The organism is Glycomyces algeriensis (assembly GCF_027622855.1).
GTDB classification, from domain to species: Bacteria; Actinomycetota; Actinomycetes; order Mycobacteriales; family Micromonosporaceae; genus Glycomyces; species Glycomyces algeriensis.
Genome location: NZ_JAPZVR010000013.1, coordinates 57,407 through 74,097, shown reverse-complemented (window position 1 = coordinate 74,097; position 16,691 = coordinate 57,407). Strand labels below are relative to the sequence as shown.

Here is a 16,691-nt window from a genome sequence, read left to right as displayed (position 1 = left end):
TCCTTCACCTCCCCCCCGGGCCCCCCCCCCCCCCCCCCCCCCGGCCCCCGGGGGGGGGGGCCCCCCCCCCCCCCCCCCCCCCGCCCCACGGGGTTTCCCACCTGAGCAGGATTCAGGTGTTCTCGGGTTCGGCGATGAGTCGGAACGCCCGCTTGAGGATCCACGGGCACCACTGATCGTTCTTCCAGGCGCCGAACCATTCGACTGTCGGCTCGGGCTCATCGAAGAACCGGCAGATGACGCGCGGACCGGCGCCGTCGTTGCACTCGACGCGGTGTTCGGAGGCGGTCAGCGGGTGATCGGTCGCGACCTCGCGGAAGACCGAGAAGACGGCAGGGCCGCGATGGAAGGTGCCGAGCCATCCGGAGGTGTCCAGGTGTTGCTCCGGGTCGGGTTCCCGGCCCGGCCCGGATTCGAGTTCGCTTGGGGAGTTCGGAGAGTCAGCCATCGCAGAGCCGCACCTTCCCCGGTGTCGGACGGTCATCTGCGCGGCCGGTGTAGAAGACCTTGAAGGCGGTGTCCTGGAACCAGGCCTTCCAGTCGGGTACGAACGCGCGCCAATCCTCGCCCCAAGTGGCGTGGAGCATGCCGGTGTTGACTCCGGACACGATGAGCACGAGGTCGGCTGGGTTGTTGGTCACCGCGACCTGGAAGGAGTCGGGTGCTTCGACCGCCGAGCTCCAGACGGTGAAGTGGGTTTGCTTGTCGGTGAAGGTGCCTCGGATCAGCTGGACACCCGGCCCGCGATCTCGGTTGGGATTGTCGGGGCCGTGCGCGACAATGGTCAAGGACACGGATCAACCTCCGATGTCTGTTGAGACCGGGGCGGGCCTCGGCGTCCAAACTTTGGCCCCGCCCCGGTCGGCTTCTGCGAAGGCTATGAAATGTCCCATCTCGCGAACCCCATCCCTGGAATCCCAAGATGCGCTTCTCGTGCCTGATTGGTATCATGGCACACATCATCGAGTCGAGCAATATTGCCTCACTCGATCCGGTCCAGAACTTTCTGTCGGTTCCCCGACAGAGGCTTGGAGTAGCGATGGCGATCATTACCGGACCCGGACCCTCCCTCCGCTCACAGTGGCTAGGCGAGAAACTTCGAGAGCTGCGAACGGCGAAGAAGATGTCGCTGCGGGTAGCAGGCGAGTATCTCCAGCGAGACGCGAGCACCATGAGCCGCTACGAGAACGGCGAATACCCGCTTCGGCGAGCCGACCTGGTAGCGCTCATGACCCTCTACGATGTGTCGGACTCCCAGCAGCGCGCGGATTTGGAGCAGATCTGCGAGGACGCCTGGCAGCGAGACTGGTGGGACAGCCACAAGGCCGACTTCGGCAGGGACTTCATCGATGTGCCTTGGCTGGAGAGCCGTGCCAGTCGCATCCGGGCCTACCAGCACTTCCTCATCTACGGCTTGTTCCAGACCCGTGACTACGCCACGGCCGTGATCACTGAACTCAAGTTCGGACACGAATCGGCTGAGCAGATCGCTCGGTGGGCTGATCTCAGAATCGATCGCCAGAAGATTCTCGTTGGAGACGCTGCGCCGCAGATTGAAGCAATCTTCGAGGTCTCCGTCTTGAAGCGCATCACGGGGTCGCCGGAGGTGACACGCGCGCAGCTCAGGCATCTGTTGGACCTCACCGAGCAGGGCAATATCACGATCCGTTTCATACCGGAGGAGTCACGCCCTCACAAGGGCTCCGAAGGAACCTTCACCCTCTACCATCTGCCGCAGCCATATCCGGCAGTAGCTCATATCGAAACCCGAGTTGGAGGGCTATATGTCGAGGAGCCCAAAGCGAGCGTTTTTGAGGATGTGTGGCAGGATCTTGATCGAGAAGCAGTATCCGTGGAACGGTCGCGCGACTTGCTCGCCGATCGATTGAAGGAGATGCGATGAGCACCGAACAGCAGCTCTCGGTGGGCGAGTTTGCTGGAATCCGCTGGCGCAAGAGCACCCGCAGCACGAGCGGCAATGGACAGTGCGTGGAGGCCGGTCCCCTGGTTGATGGCTCAGGGCGGGTCGCGGTGCGGCACTCTCATCACCCCGACGGCTCGGTGATCGTCTACACCCGTGCCGAGTGGGATGCCTTCCTCGCCGGGGCCAAAGACGGCGAGTTCGACTTCAACGCCTAAGTTCCCGTTCCGACGGATCCGAAACTCAAACCGAGGGACCCTCGACGTTCCACTGGATTCCATGCGGGATCAGAAAGTCGAGGAACGCAATCGGCTGGAAGGCCTGCGCCGGGGCGAGCACTCCGGGCTTGGCCGGATCGGCGATGAGCCGGCGGGCGCTTTCCACGGCGATCACCGCGGTCGTGCCGTAGGTATCGGGACCCTGGACGATGCCGCGGACACGCCGGCCGTCGGTGCTGACGGCGTCGAGCACATACGTGAAACGCTGGGCGCGTCGACTGTCCTCATCGGGTCCCTCCGGAAGGCTCTCAATGATCTCCGGCGTGAGCGGGGCGTTCAGCTGGTCGCCCAACGCCGCCTCCGTCAGGCCCTCGACGTGCCGGAGGCGTATGTGCCGGGGAATGGTGACCACCTCCGACACGGGGAAGGCCATCACGGGGGTCGCCTCCGAATGTCCGGGCAGTGTGATCGCGGTATGGCGGGCGGGCATCCCCGACCGCCAGTCGCCGTCGTAGTACGCGAAGCCCCCCGCTTTGATGGCATCGATCGTCTCGACCAGCGAGCGCAGCGAGCCGCGTGACATGGCACCGCCCCCGACGACCATGTGGGTGGTGACGATCTCCTCGACCGGTCCAAGGCGGTCGGCCAGGATCTGGGCCATGAGGTCCACCGGGAGGCAGCCGTCGTTCGTTGCGGGGACGACGCTGACTCCGGCGCTCTCCGCCGCTGTTCCGAAGGTGTCGAAGATCTTCTTGACGTACAGCTGCTCGCCCGAGGTGTCGACGTAGTGAGAGCCGGCGGCGATCGCTGCGCGGACCACGGCCTCACCTGACGAGGTGAACGGACCGGCGCAGTTGATGACCCCGTCGCAGTCGAGGAACGCATTCACCAGCGCCTCATGGTCATCGGTGTCGGCTACCCGCCGTTCCGCGTCGGAGAGGCCGACCGTCGAGGCTGCCTTGTCCAGACGGGCGAGACTGCGTCCGGCCAGGACCGACTCGATACCGCGCCGTGCCAGTTCGGTGAGCACGAGTTTTCCTTGGTATCCACTCGCACCATAAACGGCGATCTTCATGTCGTCTCCTCGCATCGGGAGCTGTGCGGTCGCCAAGCTCATGAGCACCATAAGTCGATCGCATAAGACGATGGAATGCGTGAACCGCTCCTACACTTGCGCCATCGTCTTGCCGGGCTGTTGCTGGCTACACTGGCGGCGTGGACGTCTTGTCTGACGTGGTGAGTGTGGCGCGTACCGGTCGACCGCACTCGGGCCGGGTGACCAGGTCCGCTCCCTTCTCCCACCGGTTTCCGGCGGTGCCGTCCGCGGGGTTCCACATCGTGCTCCAGGGAACGTGCTGGCTGCTTCCCTCGCAGGGCGACCCGATCGCGCTCGGTCCGGGCGATGTTGTGTTCCTGCCGCGCGGATCCGCACACGGCCTGGCCGATGACCCCGCCACCCCGGTGAGCGAGCCGCCCTCAACTCTCACCGGAGTCCATGGCGGCCGCGATGACGAGACACCGGCCGATCGGCCCCCGACGGTCGTCATGCTCTGCGGCGCTTATCTCCTGGACAGTTCCGGGCCGCATCCGCTTCTGAACGACCTGCCCGAGGTCATCCACTTGCCGACGCGGGTGGGGCATCAGCGGGAACTGCGCGCCGCAGTCGAACTCCTCGGGGTGGAACTGGACGGCGACGCCCGCCCGGGCTCGGACACCATCCTGCTCACGCTGCTCGACCTGCTCCTGCTCTACATCCTGCGCGCGTGGTTCGAAGCGCAGCACGCTTCCGGCCACGCCGCTACCGGCTGGGCCGCGGCCCTGCGCGACTCCGCCGTCGCCCCCGCCCTGCGCGCCATCCACGGCGACCCTGGTCGCCAGTGGACCGTCGAGGAGCTGGGCGCGCAGGCGCGCTTGTCCCGTGCCGCCTTCGCCCGGCGATTCACCCGACTGGTCGGCCAGCCGCCGCTCACCTACCTGACTTGGTGGAGGATGACCACCGCCGCCCGGCTCCTGCGCATCTCCGACGCCCCTGTCGACACGATCGCCCGGCAGGTCGGCTACAGCTCGCAGTACACCTTCACTCATGCCTTCAAGCGCCAGTACGGGTCACCGCCCGGCAGCTATCGGCGCCAGGCCGACTGAAGCAATACCGACCGGGCGATCCGCGTCAGCCGTGGGTGGTGCCGAAGGCTGCCCAGATTATTGGGGAGTTTTCGAGACGGCCGTGGGCTTCCCATTGGGCTGCGTGGGTTCGCTGCCAGGCGCTCACGGCTGCTACCGGGTCGGGGGCTTGGTGGGCCTCATTGACAGCGAGGACTACTTCGGGGATGGCCGTTGTCTCGGGGGTGACCCTGGGGGCGTAGCGGCGGAGGCCGGCGTCCGTTGGCAAGGTCCAGCGGGTTGCGGTCACGTACTCGGCTCCCGCGTGAATCGCGGCGGCGACCAGGCCGACCGGTTCGGCGAAGCGGGCTTCGCCGCCGCTTTCGCAGGCGATGAGGGCTACCCGGTTGGGCATGCGCCAGCCGCCCGGTGAGCCTGGACGGTGTCCCAGCACGATGTCGGCCGCCGTGAGGGGGCGGTGGCCTGCGACTACCTCGGCTCGGCCGGTTGTGCTTGGGCCGCAGCTCAGGTGGAGGCGGGCGTCGAGGCCGTTGGTCGAGGTGGTGACGTGTCCTACGTAGAGGAAGCGGGAGGCGTCGGCGAGGTCGCGTTGGAGGGTGTCGCGGGTCTGGTCGGACCTGCGGAAGGCGGTCACCTCGAGGCCGAGTCTTTCGGCTAGTGCGCCGCCTTCTGGGCCCAAGACTGAGCCGAGGGCTGCAGTGGTGCCCGGGACTTTCGGGTCGAGCACGGCCGCCACGCGGCCGTCCAGATTCCATGGGGTGATGCGGCGTTCGGGGGCGTTGCGGACTGTCGCCGGGGGTAGGACCGACATGTCGGCGTTGGTCACGAACCGTTCGCCGGCGTCGACTCGCAAAGCCTCCCAAGGGACTTGCGCGGTCGCGTGGGAGGGCTGGATTCTCACATGCGGGCGGATGCCCTGCTCAAGGTAGGCGTTCATCTCCATCGCCAGCTGGTGCGGGATCAACGCGCGGGCGAGGTCCGTGGCCAGGGCGAACTCGCGGTCGCGGTCGGTGAGCGGGCCGTTCAGGGAGCGTTCGAGCGCCTGGTCTACGGTCTCGCCCGGCAGGGGGGTCGGGAGGGCGGCGGCGAGGTCGTCCAGGATCGGCCAGACCGTCTCGCCGGGGACCATGATGTTCTGGACCGCGCCGAGCTCGTGCTCCCAGCGCCATGTGTAGAAGAGGTGGTCGGTGTCGACGAGCTTGAGCTGCACCGTGGGCGTCACCATGCGTCGACCACCTGGTCGGAGCGGATCGCGAAGCCGTAGCGCTGCTCGGTCTCGGCGATCCACGGTTCGAGTGCGGACGGGCGGTTCGGGTTGACGCGCACTCGGGGCGGCAGCGAGAACTCCGGGGCCGGGAAGTCCGGCGACACGCCGGTGACGAACGCTGACGCGGCGAACGAGAGCTGTTCGGCCGCAGCGGGGAACAGCGGGGCCTCCAACTCATCGATGCCCGTGGAGAATGCGGCGGCCGGGCTCGGGGCGTGGAGTGACATCGTGCCGCTCATGTGCTCGAGGAGTTCGGCGACCAGCGCCCCGTCCTGCAGAGCCGCGGCCAAGTGCAGCGCGTGGGCCATGGCCGGGATCGCCACTGTCGCGGCCCACTGCTCGCGGGCCCGGCCGGGCGCGTACGTGTGGCGGATCGCGTCCGTGGCGAGTGCCGAAGGGAGCGAGAGCTGCAGCGCCAACTGCACCAGTCGCAGCTGCTCGTTCGGGTCGGTCGCGCGTTCAGCCGCGGCCGAGAGGGCGAGGGCGCGCCGCATGTCGGTTCGTGCGAGCTGGTAGCGCGCCTCGGTCGCGTCGTAGATCGCCCGGGCTTCGAGGTAGGCGTTCTCGGCCTCGAAGAGGTTGTCATCGGCCGCGAGCATGTCGCCTTGGAGGCCGAGGGCTTCGGCGAGCATCGCCACGTGGCCCGCGTCCCGCAGCGTCGTGATCGCTTGCGGGAGCAGGGATCGCGCGAGCTCGACCTCGTCGTTCTGGAACGCGGCGTGCGCGCGGCTGAGGCGGATCTCCGCGGCGCGCAGCGGCTGCTCGCCGTCGAGGAACGCCTGCTCGGCGGTGGCGAGGAGCCGCGCGGCGGTGGCGTTGTCGCCGCGGCGGGAGGCGGCGCGGCCCTGGTTGGCGACGGCCAGCGCGGCGGCGGCGGGGTCGCCTGCGGCGGTGTGGATCTGCTCGGCCGTGCGCAGGTAGGCCATGGCGGCGTCGTGGTCGTTGTGGGCCTGGGCGATCAGGGCGAGGTTCGAGTAGGGGTGGGCGGCGAGGCGCGGGTCGTGGGCGTTCGCGAGGTCGAGGGCGTGGCGGGCGGCGGCTTCGGCCGCTTCGAGGTGTTCGAGGTGGATGAGCTGCACGGTGCGGGTGTTGTGGACGCTGAACGCGAGCAGCCGGGTGTTGTGGTCGTCTTCGGCGGCGTCGATGAGGAGCAGGGCGGCGTCGAGGTCGGTGAGGGCGTCGTCGTAGCGGCCGAGGAGCTGGAGTGTCTGGGCGCGGTGGATGAGGACGGAGGTGCGGACGGCGACGGTGCCGTACCGGTCGTCTGCTTCCCGTTCGGCGCGTTCGCAGGAGAGGATCGCCTCTTCGGCGAGGCGGAGGGCTTCGCCGGTGTCGCCGTGCTGCTCGGCGAGGGAGGCGAGGTTGCCGAGGACGCGGGCGCGGGCGTCGTATCCGGCGGCGTCGACGTCAGGCACGAGCGTGAGCCGGTAGGCCTCTTGGAACTTCGCGGTCGCCTCGGTGGTGCGGCCCTCGCTCGCGAGGCGGGCGCCGGCGTTGTTCAGCTCGCGGAACTTGGCCCAGCGCGGGCCGAGGGTCTCTTTGCCGTGTAGGCCGATGATGTCGTCGGTCATGCGGCCTGCTCCGCGGGGCTGGCGTCGGCGTTGTTGCGTTTGCAGGACTTGGCCCAGCGCGGGGCGAGGGTCTCTTTGCCGTGCAGGCCGATCAGGTCGTCCGTCATGCTGCCCGCTCCGTGAGGTTGTTGCGTTCTCGGAACTCAGCCCATCGCGGGCCCGGGATCTCGTTGCCGTGCAAGCCGATCAGGTTGTCGGTCATGCGGCGCGCTCGGCGAGGCTGGCGTCGGGGTCGGTGAGGCGTTCGCGGGCGTACTCGATGATCGCGGCACGGTGCGGTGCTTCCTCGGCGTTGACCGGTTCGCGTACGAAGTCGGGGGAGTGGACCCACAGCTCGCGCTGGGAGGCGGGGAGTATGAGGAACGCTTGCGGCGCTTCGGCTTCGCCCGTGAAGTTCCCGGTGGCGGGGTCGAGCTGCAGCGGGATCTCGACGCCGCCGATCGCGGCGGCCAGGCGAAGGTCGCGGGGCTCGGGTGCGGCCGGGACGGTGACGTGGACGACGAGGCCGCCTTCGCGCTGCGTCAGGGTCCAGGTGGCCCCGGCTGCGGCGTCGACCAGGCCTTGGGGGACACGTTCCCAGGCAACGGGTCCGCCGCCGCTGGCGAGGGCGAAGTCGACGGTGGGGCTGCCGCCTGCGGCGAGGGCCCAGTCCTCGCGCCGGGGCTCGACGGGTTCGCGGCGCAGTTCGACGCCGTAGTCCTCGGCGATCGCTTCGACTGCGGCCGTGAGCGCTGCGGCGCCGAGGTCGGGGTCGAGGGCTTCCGCTGCGGTCAGGTCGGCGTCGGCGAGGGCGCGTTCGACCGCTTCGTCGTCGTCGAGGAGGTGTTCGACGGCGGCGGTGCGCCAGGCGGCTTCGGCCCGTAGGAGGCCGGTGTTCAGTGCGGGTATGGCGGCGGCGTGGGAGGACGGCCACCATGCTTCGGCCCAGCGCAGGTGTGCGAGGCGGCGGGCGGCGTCGAGTACCGATGAGTCCCATTCGGTGGCGATGGTGTTGTCGCCGTTCAGGATCGCGCTGGCGGCGTCGGGTCCGTAGATCTCCCAGAGCCAGTCGGCGGCCAGATCGATGTCGTAGATCTCGGCGTCGGGGTGTGCGTGGCGGTCCAGGACGTGCCAGTACAGGAGCGCCCCGCGGGCCTCGACGAGCGCGGCGCACTCGGGGTCAGGTTTCATTGCGTCAGGCGGCAACGCGTTGTCGAGTTCGATACGGGGGCGCGGTCGCTGACGGGATTCCACGGCCGTTCTCCCGCGCACCCGTCTGACCGTGAACTGGGTCATGACCGGCCTCCGTCCCGTTCGAGGAGGCGCCTGAGCCGGTCGCGCTGGTCGAGGAGGACCGACCGGAAGACCCCGTCGAGGAGGTCCCAGACGTCGGCGGCGGCGGTGGTCTCGCCGCGCAGTTCGCGGCCGTGCAGGCGGGCCCAGAGGCGCCGCAGGTAGGGGACCTGGACGTACAGGATCTCGTGTTTGAGGTCGTCGGGGACGTTCGTCGATTCGGGGTCGGGCTGCCGGTGGACGGCGTGGACGTACGCTTCGCGGGCGTAGCGGGCCTGCAAGCGCGCGTTGGCGTCCGAGGTCGAGGGCGGGTCGACCCAGTAGTCGATTCCGTTGCTGGCGTCGCGTCCGAGCGCCATGGCGACGCGGCTGGGTTCCTCGGCGAGCTGCCAGGCGGCGGCGGAGCGGTGGATCTCGCCGACGACCATCGAGGGGATGTCGGCCATGGACTCGCGGTGGAACGCCGCGGTGAACGCGGCGAACAGTCGCTCCATGATGGACCTGTCGAAGGGGGGCGGGAGCTGCCGCTTCGAGGCCCGGTCGCCCAGCGCCGGGGGCGCGGGGCGTTCCCGGGCCGTGAGGCCGTAGTTCAGGGCGACACGAGGTCGGTCGAGCTCGGCGGCCTCGGCCGTGCCGGTTCCGTTCGCCGCCAAGGCCTTCCATGCGCGCTCGTCCGGCTTGGTGGCACACGTGTCGAGGAACGCGGTGAGCCCGTCCTGCGGCGCTGGGCCGGGCGCGGGCCTGTCCTCCCAGGCGTGCTGGAGGAGTCCGGCGAGGCGCACCACCTGGTCGGGGTCGGTCATGAAGCGGCGCAGGCGGTCCACGGTGACCTCGCCGCGCTCCGCCCGCACCTCCGCGACAGCCTCCGCCGCGATCGACTCCGCATCCGGCACGCCGCGCGGGTCGCCGTGCTCATGCGCGAGCTCGTAGCAGCGCTGGAAGTAGAGGTCCTGCGGGTTGCCCTCGGTGACACCCGCGCGCCGCCGGGCCTTCTTCAGCAGCTGGAACCAGGCCGCGGTCGCGGCCAGCGCCGGGCCCGCGTCGAGGAGGACGCGGCGCAGCTCGTCCACGTGCTCGACGCCGACCATGCCGCCCGCGAACCGGGGGTTCAGGTTGGGGCGCAGCACGAGCGGGTCGAGGAGGAGCTTCACGGTGCGCGCGAGCGGGCGGCCCGACGGGTTGCTCAGGGGCGCGACGCCGTCGCCGAGCTGGGCCCAGGCGTCAGCGATGAGCATGCCCCGGGGCACGGCCGCCCCGGCCGCGATGCTCTGCACCATGACGCGAAGTGTAGTCGGGTCCGGCCGCCCGCGGGCGTCGACGAAGTTGTGATCGGTAGGGGCCGAACCGCGGCGACGCTGGAGCCCACAGCGTTCAAGGAGACCCGTCATGAGCCACGTCCCCGGATACTCGTCGGCCCGGCCGTTCCCCACCCACCGGCAGACCGTGCAGTCCCCGTACGGCACGCCGAGCCACCCGCTGACGCCGAAGACCCGGCGCCCGCGCGGCTTCGGCCTGCTCGGGCTCGTGGTCATCCCGTCCGTCGGCATCGGCGGGATCGCGATCGGCGCCGAGTACCTGACCGCGCCCGAGCCCGACATCGCGATCCAGTCCGGGGTCGGCTTCGCGCACTACGACGGCACCGACCTCGCGCTGGTCCCCTACGACCGCAACGGGTCCGGGGACCCGATCTCCTCGTTCGAGCACGAGATGTTCGAGGTGCGGATCGCCGCGGTCGACCTGGCCACGGGCGATACCGCATGGGACGTGCGGCTCTCCGAGGAGCTGGCCTGGAGGACGGCCGTGGTCGCGGCCGGCGAGCACTACGCGTACCTGGCCTCGGACGACGGCCTCATGATCCTCGACCTCGCCGACGGGGACACCGTCACCGCAGCGGGCGAGATCCCCGGACTTGAAGGCTCCCAGTCGGTCTCGGGCGCGGCCTACGGCTTCGACCCCGCGCTCGGCGCGGTCGTGGCCCTCGATGTGAACGGCGGCGTCCACACGATCGCCCTCGACCAGCTCGAAGCGACCCCGGCCGACGCGGACACCACCGCCACCTGGTCCGGCGTGCTCTTCGCCGAAGGGCCCGTGCCCGACATCGGCGGCATGACCAGCACCGAAGCGCTGCTCGCCGACGGCGAGAGCACGGTGCGGATCGAACCGGTCGCCGACAACGCGCTCGGCGGCGGCCTCGTCCTCAGCGACGCCGAAGGCGAACGCGCCCTGGGCACCCGCGTGTTCTACGGGGCCGGGATCGTCCTCGACCAGACCGCGCTCGTCTCCTCGTTCACGGCCGAGATCGACGTGGACGCGCTCATCGCCGAGTTCATGGAGGACGCCGCCAGCGCGGGCCAGGACCTGTGGACCGGCATGGGCACCACCGCGGCCGGGGCCGGCGCCGGGCACGTCCTCGTCGAGCACCAGCCCGAACCGGCCGTGGAGGCGTACGCGCTCCACGTCGTCGACCTCGCCACCGGCCAGGTCACCGCCTCCCTCGACACCGGCAGCCGCCTCGGCCGCGCGCTCACCGGCCCGGCCGGCCACACCGTCGTGATCGCCGCGCCCGAAGGCTCCTACTGGCTCGCCGACCTCGTCATCGTCGCCCCCGAAGGCTCGATCGAACGGGTCGAGATCGGGCGGGGCTGAACGAAACCTGTGACCGGTAGGCGCAGGACCCGCCAGAGACTGAACTCCCGAACCCGAAAGGAACACCTCATGTTCAAGACCATCGCCGTCATCGGCACCGTCATCGGCGCCGCCCTCACGGTCGTCTACGTCCTCACCAGCCTCGGCAGCGACGCCCCCGTCGCGTGGGTGAACGGGTGGCTGGCCGGGCCGATCATCCTGCTCACCACCCTGCCGTTCTTCTCCGTGTCCCGCATGGCCGACGGCGCGATCCGCGAGATGCGCGGGCTCGGCGCGAAGGGCTTCGAAGGGGCCCCGATCGCCATGGGCACCGTCGTCTCCGCGTCCCGCACCGGCCTGAGCATCAACGACCAGCCGCAGCTGGAGATCCTCTTCGACGTCGACACCATGGACGGCCAGTCGTTCCGCGGTGTCGCCAAGGCCATCATCGACATCACCGAGCTCGCCGCGGTCGTCCCCGGCGCGGTCCTGCCCGTCCGCTACCGCCCCGGCAGCACCGACGGGAAGATCGCGATCGCCGCGGACGCCCCGCAGCAGGAGCTGCAGGCCGTGCTCGACCGCGTGCGGGTCGCCAAGGGCCTGGTCACGCCCCGCCAGCTGCAGATCTCCGAGCAGGGCACCGACGCCCGCGCGGTCGTGCTCGCGATCAGCCCGACCGGGGAGATCCAGGGCGACCGGGCCGTCATGGACCTCCAGTTCCGGGTCACCCGCGCCGACCAGACCACGTTCGACCTCTCGCAGCGCAAGCCGGTCGACTCCGGTGCGCTCGCGCAGCTCCAGCCGGGCATGGTCGTGCGGGTCCGGTACCTCCCGCACGACGAGTCGGAGCTGGTCGTCCTCACCGCCCTCAACCCGTGAGCCCGCCAGGGCGGCTCCCCGGTCCCGTCGCCGACGGGACCGGGGCCGGGTCCGGAGGCCGCCGCCCCACGGCGATGTCGGACGGCGGTGCCACAGTAGATCGAGCCGGGATATCCTCGCGATGGATCGCCGGTCCCCTGCCCCCTCGCCACCGCCCATGAACAGGACCAGCTTGCAGACCCCCGTATGGCTCGCCGTCGACCTCGGCACCACCCACACCGTCGCCGTGGTCGGCCGCGAAGGCGCCGAACCCCGCTCCCTGCTCTTCGACGGCTCGCCGCTGCTCCCGTCGGGCGTGTACCTCGACGCGGACGGCGAGCTCCACACCGGCCGCGACGCCCAGCGGCTCGCCGCGTCCGAACCCTCGCGGTTCGAGCCGCACCCCAAGCGCCGCATCGACGACGGCGCCGTGCTCCTCGGCGACCGCGAGGTCCCGGTCGAGGAGCTGCTGGCCACCGGCCTGCGCCGCGTCGCCGAAGCCGCGGCGTCCGCGGGGCAGCGCCCGACCGAGACGGTCCTGACGTACCCCGCCGACTGGGGCCCGGTCCGCCGGGCCGTCCTCGAACGCGCCGCGGTCCTCGCCGGGTTCGGGCGGGTGAGGCTCCTGGCCGAGCCGATCGCCGCCGCGACCTACTGCGCCGAGATCCTCGGCCAGGACATCCCGCGCGGCGGGGCCGTCGCCATCTTCGACTTCGGCGGCGGCACGTTCGACGTGGCCGTGGTCCGCCGCGAGAACGACGACACCGGGCGGTTCCGCACCCTCGCCGTGGGCGGCCTGGACGACCTCGGCGGTCTCGATGTGGACATGGCCCTCTCGGCCCACCTCGGCCGCGTCATCTCCGGGCGCGATCCCGAACTGTGGCAACGGCTCTCGGAGCCGGAGACCACCGCGGACCTGCGCGACCGCCTCGCGTTCTGGGGCGAGGTGCGCGCGGCGAAGGAGATGCTCTCGCGCACCTCCACCGCGCCCGTGGCCCTCACCGGCCACAACCCGATGGGCCTGCACCTCACCCGCGACGAACTCCAGTCCCTCGCGGACCCGCTCGTGTCACGAGCGGTCGACGAGACCCGCCGCACCGTCGAACGCGCGGGCGTCAACCCCGGCGAGCTCACCGCGCTCCTGCTCGTCGGCGGTTCCAGCCGCATGCCCCTCGTGGCCACCCGCCTGCACGCCCGCCTCGGCGTCGCGCCCGCCGTCCCCGAGCAGCCCGAACTGCCGGTCGCGTTCGGCGCCTTGCGGTTCAGCGTCACCGACCAGGGGGAGGTCCAGAGCCCGCCCGCGACGCCCCAGCAGGGCGCGCCCGCGGTCGCCTACTCGCCGTTCCCGCAGCCCGCGTACTCCCAGCCCAGTCCTGTGAGCCTCCCGCCGCACGCGCCCGTCACGCCGCAGCCCCAGGCGCAGCTGCCGTTCCGACCGGTCGTCCACACTGGACCGCTGCCGGGGGTGCGGTCGGGAAAGCGGACCCGGGCGTTCGCCTCGGTCTTCTCGGCGATCGCCCTGGTCGCGGTCCTCTTCGTCACGGTGGCGTTCAGCGGCATCGTCAACTGGGGCGACGTCTTCGGCGACGACTTCGACCCCGGCGGCATCATGGAGGGCCTCGGCGTCGAGACCGGGCCCGACCTCGTGTCCGTGTACGAGGAGCAGCTCCCCGCCGGCGGCATCGCCACCGTGGCCGCCAGTGAGAACATCGCGGTCATCGCCAGCGTCATCGTCGGGTCCACCGTCGTCAACGCGGTGAGCACCAGCGGCGACACACTGTGGACGAACGAGTACGAGCTCGAACCCGAAGAGCTGCACCTGATGATCGTGGGCGACCTGATCGTGATCGACGCCGTCCGCTCCGCCACCGACGAGGGCATGACCATGCGCGCCGTCGTCCAGCTCGACTCCGGTGAGCTGCTGTGGAAGCAGCCGTGGGAGTACCGCAACGACGTCGCGTTCTACGGCACCGAGGTCTTGGTGGAGCAGCGCGACGGCTTCGACGACAACGCCGCCATCCGCATCGACCTCACCACGGGCGAGGAGGTGTGGCACGAGAAGGGCCCCGAGAGCCTGTACACCATCGACGACTACCGCATCCGCGCCGCGACCGTCTGGGACGAGGGCGCGGAGGACCCGGTCGGGACCGTGCCTCCGGACTCGTACTCGCTCTACGACAACCTCATCGCCACCGGCCAGGTCGTGGACCTGAACCCCGAGGAGGGGACGGCGATCGTGCGCGACGCCGCCACCGGCGACCAGACCGCCGCAGGGCCGCTCCCGGTCGACGACGACTTCTGGACCGTGTTCGACGGCTACGTGATCGGCCGCGCCAACGAGGAGTCCTCTCCCGGCCGCGACACCCTGGTCGCCTACTCGCTCGACGACTTCATCGCGGCGGGGAGCGGCGGGACCGCCGAGATCGCCACGGCGTGGAGCATCCCGCTCGACGTCACCCTCAGCGTCCAGCAGGTCAAAGCCTGCGGGCCCCACCTGGTGTGCGTCGCCCTCGACCACACCGACGCCGACAAGACCGTCGCCTACGACACCGCCACGGGCGAGCAGGCCTGGGAGGCCGTGCTCGACTGGTCCGCCGAAGGGCACTGGTACACCTCGCCGGACGCACTGGTCCTCGGCGACCAGACCTTCGACACCGTCGACACCGCACGGGTCCTGGACTTCGACGGCGGCGAGATCGTGGAGGGCGAGCTGTTCGTCTCGGCCCTGGCGATCCAGGGCGGCCGGGCGGTGATGGACGGCTCCCACATGGGCGGCTGGGAGGTCTCCGTGCTGGACATGGCGACCGGCAAGGCCACGGCGACGGCGGACGTCGGCGCGGACCTCGTCGAGCACGCCTCCCTCTCGGGCGACCTCCTCGCGATCCTCTCCGGCGGGAACAACGCGATGGTCTTCACCGTCCCGGACATGTGACAAAAGGGGCCGGGCTCGCGCCCGGCCCCTTCATCGCACTGCCGCTAGGTCAGCGTGATGCTGTCGAGCTCGGCGAAGCCGGTGCCGCCGTTGAAGTTCGGCGAGCCCTTCGCCAGGCGGATCATGTTGTAGCCCGCCTTCAGGTTCACCGTGACGTTCACCGTGGAGAACTGCGCCCACCCGGACGTCGGCGGATAGGACACTGTGGAGAATGCTCCGCCGTTGTAGGCCAGGCCGTGCGTCGAGGTCGCGCCCGTCCCGTTCGCGTACCGGATCGCCATCGTGTAGCTCCGGGCCTGCGGCACGTTCACCGTGAAGTCCACGAACGAGTCCGAGCGCATGTCCGTGTTGTTGTCGATCTGCCCCACGTAGTAGCCGTTCGAGGCATTGCCCGACCCGAAGGTGTTGGCGTTGACCACAGTCTGGTTCTCGGCCTCGTACACCTGCTGCCACGAGGTGGTCGGACCGTTCACCGGGGTCACCACCAGCTGGTACGCGGCGTTGGCGTCCATGTTGTTGACAGGCACCGAGATCGCGCCGTTCGACACGGCCATCGTCGTGGTCGAGATCGTGGTGGGCGAGGTGACCGCGGTGTGCCGCCCCGAACCCGGCGTCGAGAGCAGCTGCACCCGCACCTGCGACCCGAGCGCGCCGAGCCCCTCGACCCGGACCGTGTTGTTGCCGTAGTCGCCGCCGAAGACCGTGTTCACGATCTTGCGGGAGGCGTCGTAGGAGGCCACGCCGTCGAGCCAGGAGTGCGGGGTCGTCTCCACGATGTTGCCGGTCATCGCGCCGTACCAGCGGTACAGCCAGTACGAGGCCGTGGGCTGGTTCTGCAGCGTGAACAGGCCGTCGAACGTGCCCGCCTCGAACCAGTACGCCCGGTGCGCCTCGCGCGCGCCATGCCGCTCCAGCACCGCCATCCAGTGCAGGGCGACGGACGGGATGTCCATCTGGCCCAGGCTGTTGTACTCGTTGATCGCGATCGGCCGGTCCGCGATGCCGAGGGAGTCCTCGATCGCGCGGTAGTCCCTGACGTGGTCGTCGAAGTTGTTCCAGTCCATGTCGGTGAGCTCGTGCCACACGATCACGTCGGGCACGGTGTTCGTGGCCTTCGCGTGCGTCAGGAACGAGACCATCCGGTCGTGGCTGTAGTAGGAGTCGCTCGGGCCGACGATCGGCGTCACCGGGTCGAGCGAGTCCACGAGCTTGTACGTGCGCGCCCAGCCCTCGTTGAACGAGCCGGCCGAGTTCGTGTTCCAGGTCCAGTCCGGCTCGTTCCACAGCTCCCAGCCGTGGATGTTCGTCATGTCCGTCTCGGCGAGGCGGTCCTGGACCTGCTTGCGGACCTTCGACTCCCAGTCCGCCCAGCCCTGCCACTGGTACGGGAAGGAGGGGTAGATGTCGGGCATGCGGATGAACTGCTGCGCGCCCGCCCGGATGAGGTTGTCGCCCACGTCGAGCGAGTCGCAGCACGGCTCGGTCGCGCCGTTGCCCAGGTGCGTGGTGCCCGGCGCGGGCTGCGTGAAGCTGGTCGGGTTGAGCGGCAGCAGCATCGCGGTGGTCGGCTGCGAGTCCGAGCCGACGCCGTAGAGGCCGCCCGCGGCGACCTGCGTCGCCGGGCGCACGACGTCGGCGACGTTCACCGTGAGCGTGAGGCCCGCCGCCTCGGCCGGGACGGAACTCCCGGCTATGACCGCGCCGAGGGCGGCGGCGATGACGCCCGCCCGTGTCGCGGCCCGGCGGAACCGGGGAAATCTGAGGGTGGATCGCATGAGTGCTCCTAGTCGAAAGGTCGAACCGGTTCGACACGTCGATGGAGGTCTGACGCTAGTTTCGAACCCTGTTCGATGCAAGATCTTCGATATAACAAAGGCATATACACGGGAAACGTTCCCACCCGGCA

14 protein-coding genes are annotated in these 16,691 nt (G+C 70.0%); 6 read left to right on the top strand and 8 right to left on the bottom strand.

Annotation, left to right across the window (positions count from 1 at the left end):
• Nucleotides 1-112: 112 nt before the first annotated feature.
• Nucleotides 113-448 carry a hypothetical protein gene (locus O2L52_RS19820; protein WP_270117685.1) on the bottom strand — a complete coding sequence of 112 codons (336 nt, stop codon included), beginning with the start codon at nucleotides 446-448 and terminating at the stop codon, nucleotides 113-115.
• Nucleotides 441-794, bottom strand: coding sequence for a hypothetical protein (locus O2L52_RS19815; protein WP_270117684.1), 354 nt, complete (start codon nucleotides 792-794; stop codon nucleotides 441-443). Before O2L52_RS19815 ends, O2L52_RS19820 begins: the two co-directional genes overlap by 8 nt.
• A 155-nt stretch (nucleotides 795-949) precedes the next feature.
• On the opposite strand from O2L52_RS19815, the gene O2L52_RS19810 reads away from it, so the two are divergent.
• Both O2L52_RS19810 and O2L52_RS19805 read left to right on the top strand, forming a co-directional pair.
• Nucleotides 950-1,903 carry a helix-turn-helix domain-containing protein gene (locus tag O2L52_RS19810; RefSeq protein ID WP_270117683.1) on the top strand — a complete coding sequence of 318 codons (954 nt, stop codon included), beginning with the start codon at nucleotides 950-952 and terminating at the stop codon, nucleotides 1,901-1,903.
• Nucleotides 1,900-2,139, top strand: coding sequence for a DUF397 domain-containing protein (locus O2L52_RS19805; protein ID WP_270117681.1), 240 nt, complete (start codon nucleotides 1,900-1,902; stop codon nucleotides 2,137-2,139). The genes O2L52_RS19810 and O2L52_RS19805 overlap by 4 nt, the downstream gene beginning before the upstream one ends.
• A gap of 25 nt (nucleotides 2,140-2,164) precedes the next feature.
• Here O2L52_RS19805 and O2L52_RS19800 read toward each other — a convergent pair whose 3' ends face one another.
• Nucleotides 2,165-3,214 carry a saccharopine dehydrogenase family protein gene (locus O2L52_RS19800; RefSeq protein ID WP_270117679.1) on the bottom strand — a complete coding sequence of 350 codons (1,050 nt, stop codon included), beginning with the start codon at nucleotides 3,212-3,214 and terminating at the stop codon, nucleotides 2,165-2,167.
• Nucleotides 3,215-3,354: 140 nt separating this feature from the next.
• Here O2L52_RS19800 and O2L52_RS19795 point away from each other — a divergent pair, with 140 nt between their 5' ends.
• Nucleotides 3,355-4,281 (top strand): AraC family transcriptional regulator, encoded by a 927-nt coding sequence (locus O2L52_RS19795; protein WP_270117678.1) that lies wholly within the window; start codon nucleotides 3,355-3,357, stop codon nucleotides 4,279-4,281.
• A 25-nt stretch (nucleotides 4,282-4,306) separates the two neighbouring features.
• On the opposite strand, the gene O2L52_RS19790 is transcribed toward O2L52_RS19795, so the two are convergent.
• The 4 genes from O2L52_RS19790 to O2L52_RS19775 form a co-directional block, all read right to left on the bottom strand.
• The gene (locus tag O2L52_RS19790) at nucleotides 4,307-5,485 is read right to left on the bottom strand and encodes a CHAT domain-containing protein (RefSeq protein ID WP_270117677.1); all 1,179 of its coding nucleotides are present in this window, start codon (nucleotides 5,483-5,485) and stop codon (nucleotides 4,307-4,309) included.
• Nucleotides 5,479-7,098, bottom strand: a complete 1,620-nt coding sequence (locus O2L52_RS19785; protein ID WP_270117676.1) for a hypothetical protein — start codon at nucleotides 7,096-7,098, stop codon at nucleotides 5,479-5,481. Before O2L52_RS19785 ends, O2L52_RS19790 begins: the two co-directional genes overlap by 7 nt.
• A gap of 198 nt (nucleotides 7,099-7,296) precedes the next feature.
• On the bottom strand, nucleotides 7,297-8,268 hold the full coding sequence (locus O2L52_RS19780; RefSeq protein WP_270117675.1) for a hypothetical protein: 972 nt from the start codon (nucleotides 8,266-8,268) through the stop codon (nucleotides 7,297-7,299).
• Between the two features lie 101 nt (nucleotides 8,269-8,369).
• Nucleotides 8,370-9,647, bottom strand: a complete 1,278-nt coding sequence (locus tag O2L52_RS19775; RefSeq protein WP_270117674.1) for a hypothetical protein — start codon at nucleotides 9,645-9,647, stop codon at nucleotides 8,370-8,372.
• Between the two features lie 109 nt (nucleotides 9,648-9,756).
• On the opposite strand from O2L52_RS19775, the gene O2L52_RS19770 reads away from it, so the two are divergent.
• From O2L52_RS19770 to O2L52_RS19760, 3 genes are all read left to right on the top strand, one after another.
• Nucleotides 9,757-11,016, top strand: coding sequence for a PA2928 family protein (locus O2L52_RS19770; protein ID WP_270117673.1), 1,260 nt, complete (start codon nucleotides 9,757-9,759; stop codon nucleotides 11,014-11,016).
• A 69-nt stretch (nucleotides 11,017-11,085) separates the two neighbouring features.
• Complete coding sequence (locus O2L52_RS19765) at nucleotides 11,086-11,874, top strand: hypothetical protein (protein ID WP_270117672.1); 789 nt, start codon at nucleotides 11,086-11,088, stop codon at nucleotides 11,872-11,874.
• Between the two features lie 157 nt (nucleotides 11,875-12,031).
• Nucleotides 12,032-14,785, top strand: coding sequence for an Hsp70 family protein (locus tag O2L52_RS19760; protein WP_270117671.1), 2,754 nt, complete (start codon nucleotides 12,032-12,034; stop codon nucleotides 14,783-14,785).
• Between the two features lie 44 nt (nucleotides 14,786-14,829).
• Here the strand turns inward: O2L52_RS19760 and O2L52_RS19755 are convergent, their stop codons facing one another.
• Nucleotides 14,830-16,560: a carbohydrate-binding protein gene (locus tag O2L52_RS19755; RefSeq protein WP_270117669.1), complete on the bottom strand. Its 1,731-nt coding sequence runs from the start codon at nucleotides 16,558-16,560 to the stop codon at nucleotides 14,830-14,832.
• Nucleotides 16,561-16,691 lie beyond the last annotated feature (131 nt).

Excerpts from the sequence above, each read along its gene's own strand:
- O2L52_RS19775 (WP_270117674.1), bottom strand. The coding sequence starts at position 9,647 with ATGGTGCAGAGCATCGCGGCCGGGGCGGCCGTGCCCCGGGGCATGCTC.
- O2L52_RS19780 (WP_270117675.1), bottom strand. The coding sequence starts at position 8,268 with ATGAAACCTGACCCCGAGTGCGCCGCGCTCGTCGAGGCCCGCGGGGCG.
- O2L52_RS19805 (WP_270117681.1), top strand. The coding sequence starts at position 1,900 with ATGAGCACCGAACAGCAGCTCTCGGTGGGCGAGTTTGCTGGAATCCGC.
- O2L52_RS19765 (WP_270117672.1), top strand. The coding sequence starts at position 11,086 with ATGTTCAAGACCATCGCCGTCATCGGCACCGTCATCGGCGCCGCCCTC.
- O2L52_RS19785 (WP_270117676.1), bottom strand. The coding sequence starts at position 7,098 with ATGACCGACGACATCATCGGCCTACACGGCAAAGAGACCCTCGGCCCG.
- O2L52_RS19770 (WP_270117673.1), top strand. The coding sequence starts at position 9,757 with ATGAGCCACGTCCCCGGATACTCGTCGGCCCGGCCGTTCCCCACCCAC.
- O2L52_RS19810 (WP_270117683.1), top strand. The coding sequence starts at position 950 with ATGGCACACATCATCGAGTCGAGCAATATTGCCTCACTCGATCCGGTC.
- O2L52_RS19755 (WP_270117669.1), bottom strand. The coding sequence starts at position 16,560 with ATGCGATCCACCCTCAGATTTCCCCGGTTCCGCCGGGCCGCGACACGG.
- O2L52_RS19790 (WP_270117677.1), bottom strand. The coding sequence starts at position 5,485 with ATGGTGACGCCCACGGTGCAGCTCAAGCTCGTCGACACCGACCACCTC.
- O2L52_RS19820 (WP_270117685.1), bottom strand. The coding sequence starts at position 448 with ATGGCTGACTCTCCGAACTCCCCAAGCGAACTCGAATCCGGGCCGGGC.
- O2L52_RS19760 (WP_270117671.1), top strand. The coding sequence starts at position 12,032 with ATGAACAGGACCAGCTTGCAGACCCCCGTATGGCTCGCCGTCGACCTC.
- O2L52_RS19800 (WP_270117679.1), bottom strand. The coding sequence starts at position 3,214 with ATGAAGATCGCCGTTTATGGTGCGAGTGGATACCAAGGAAAACTCGTG.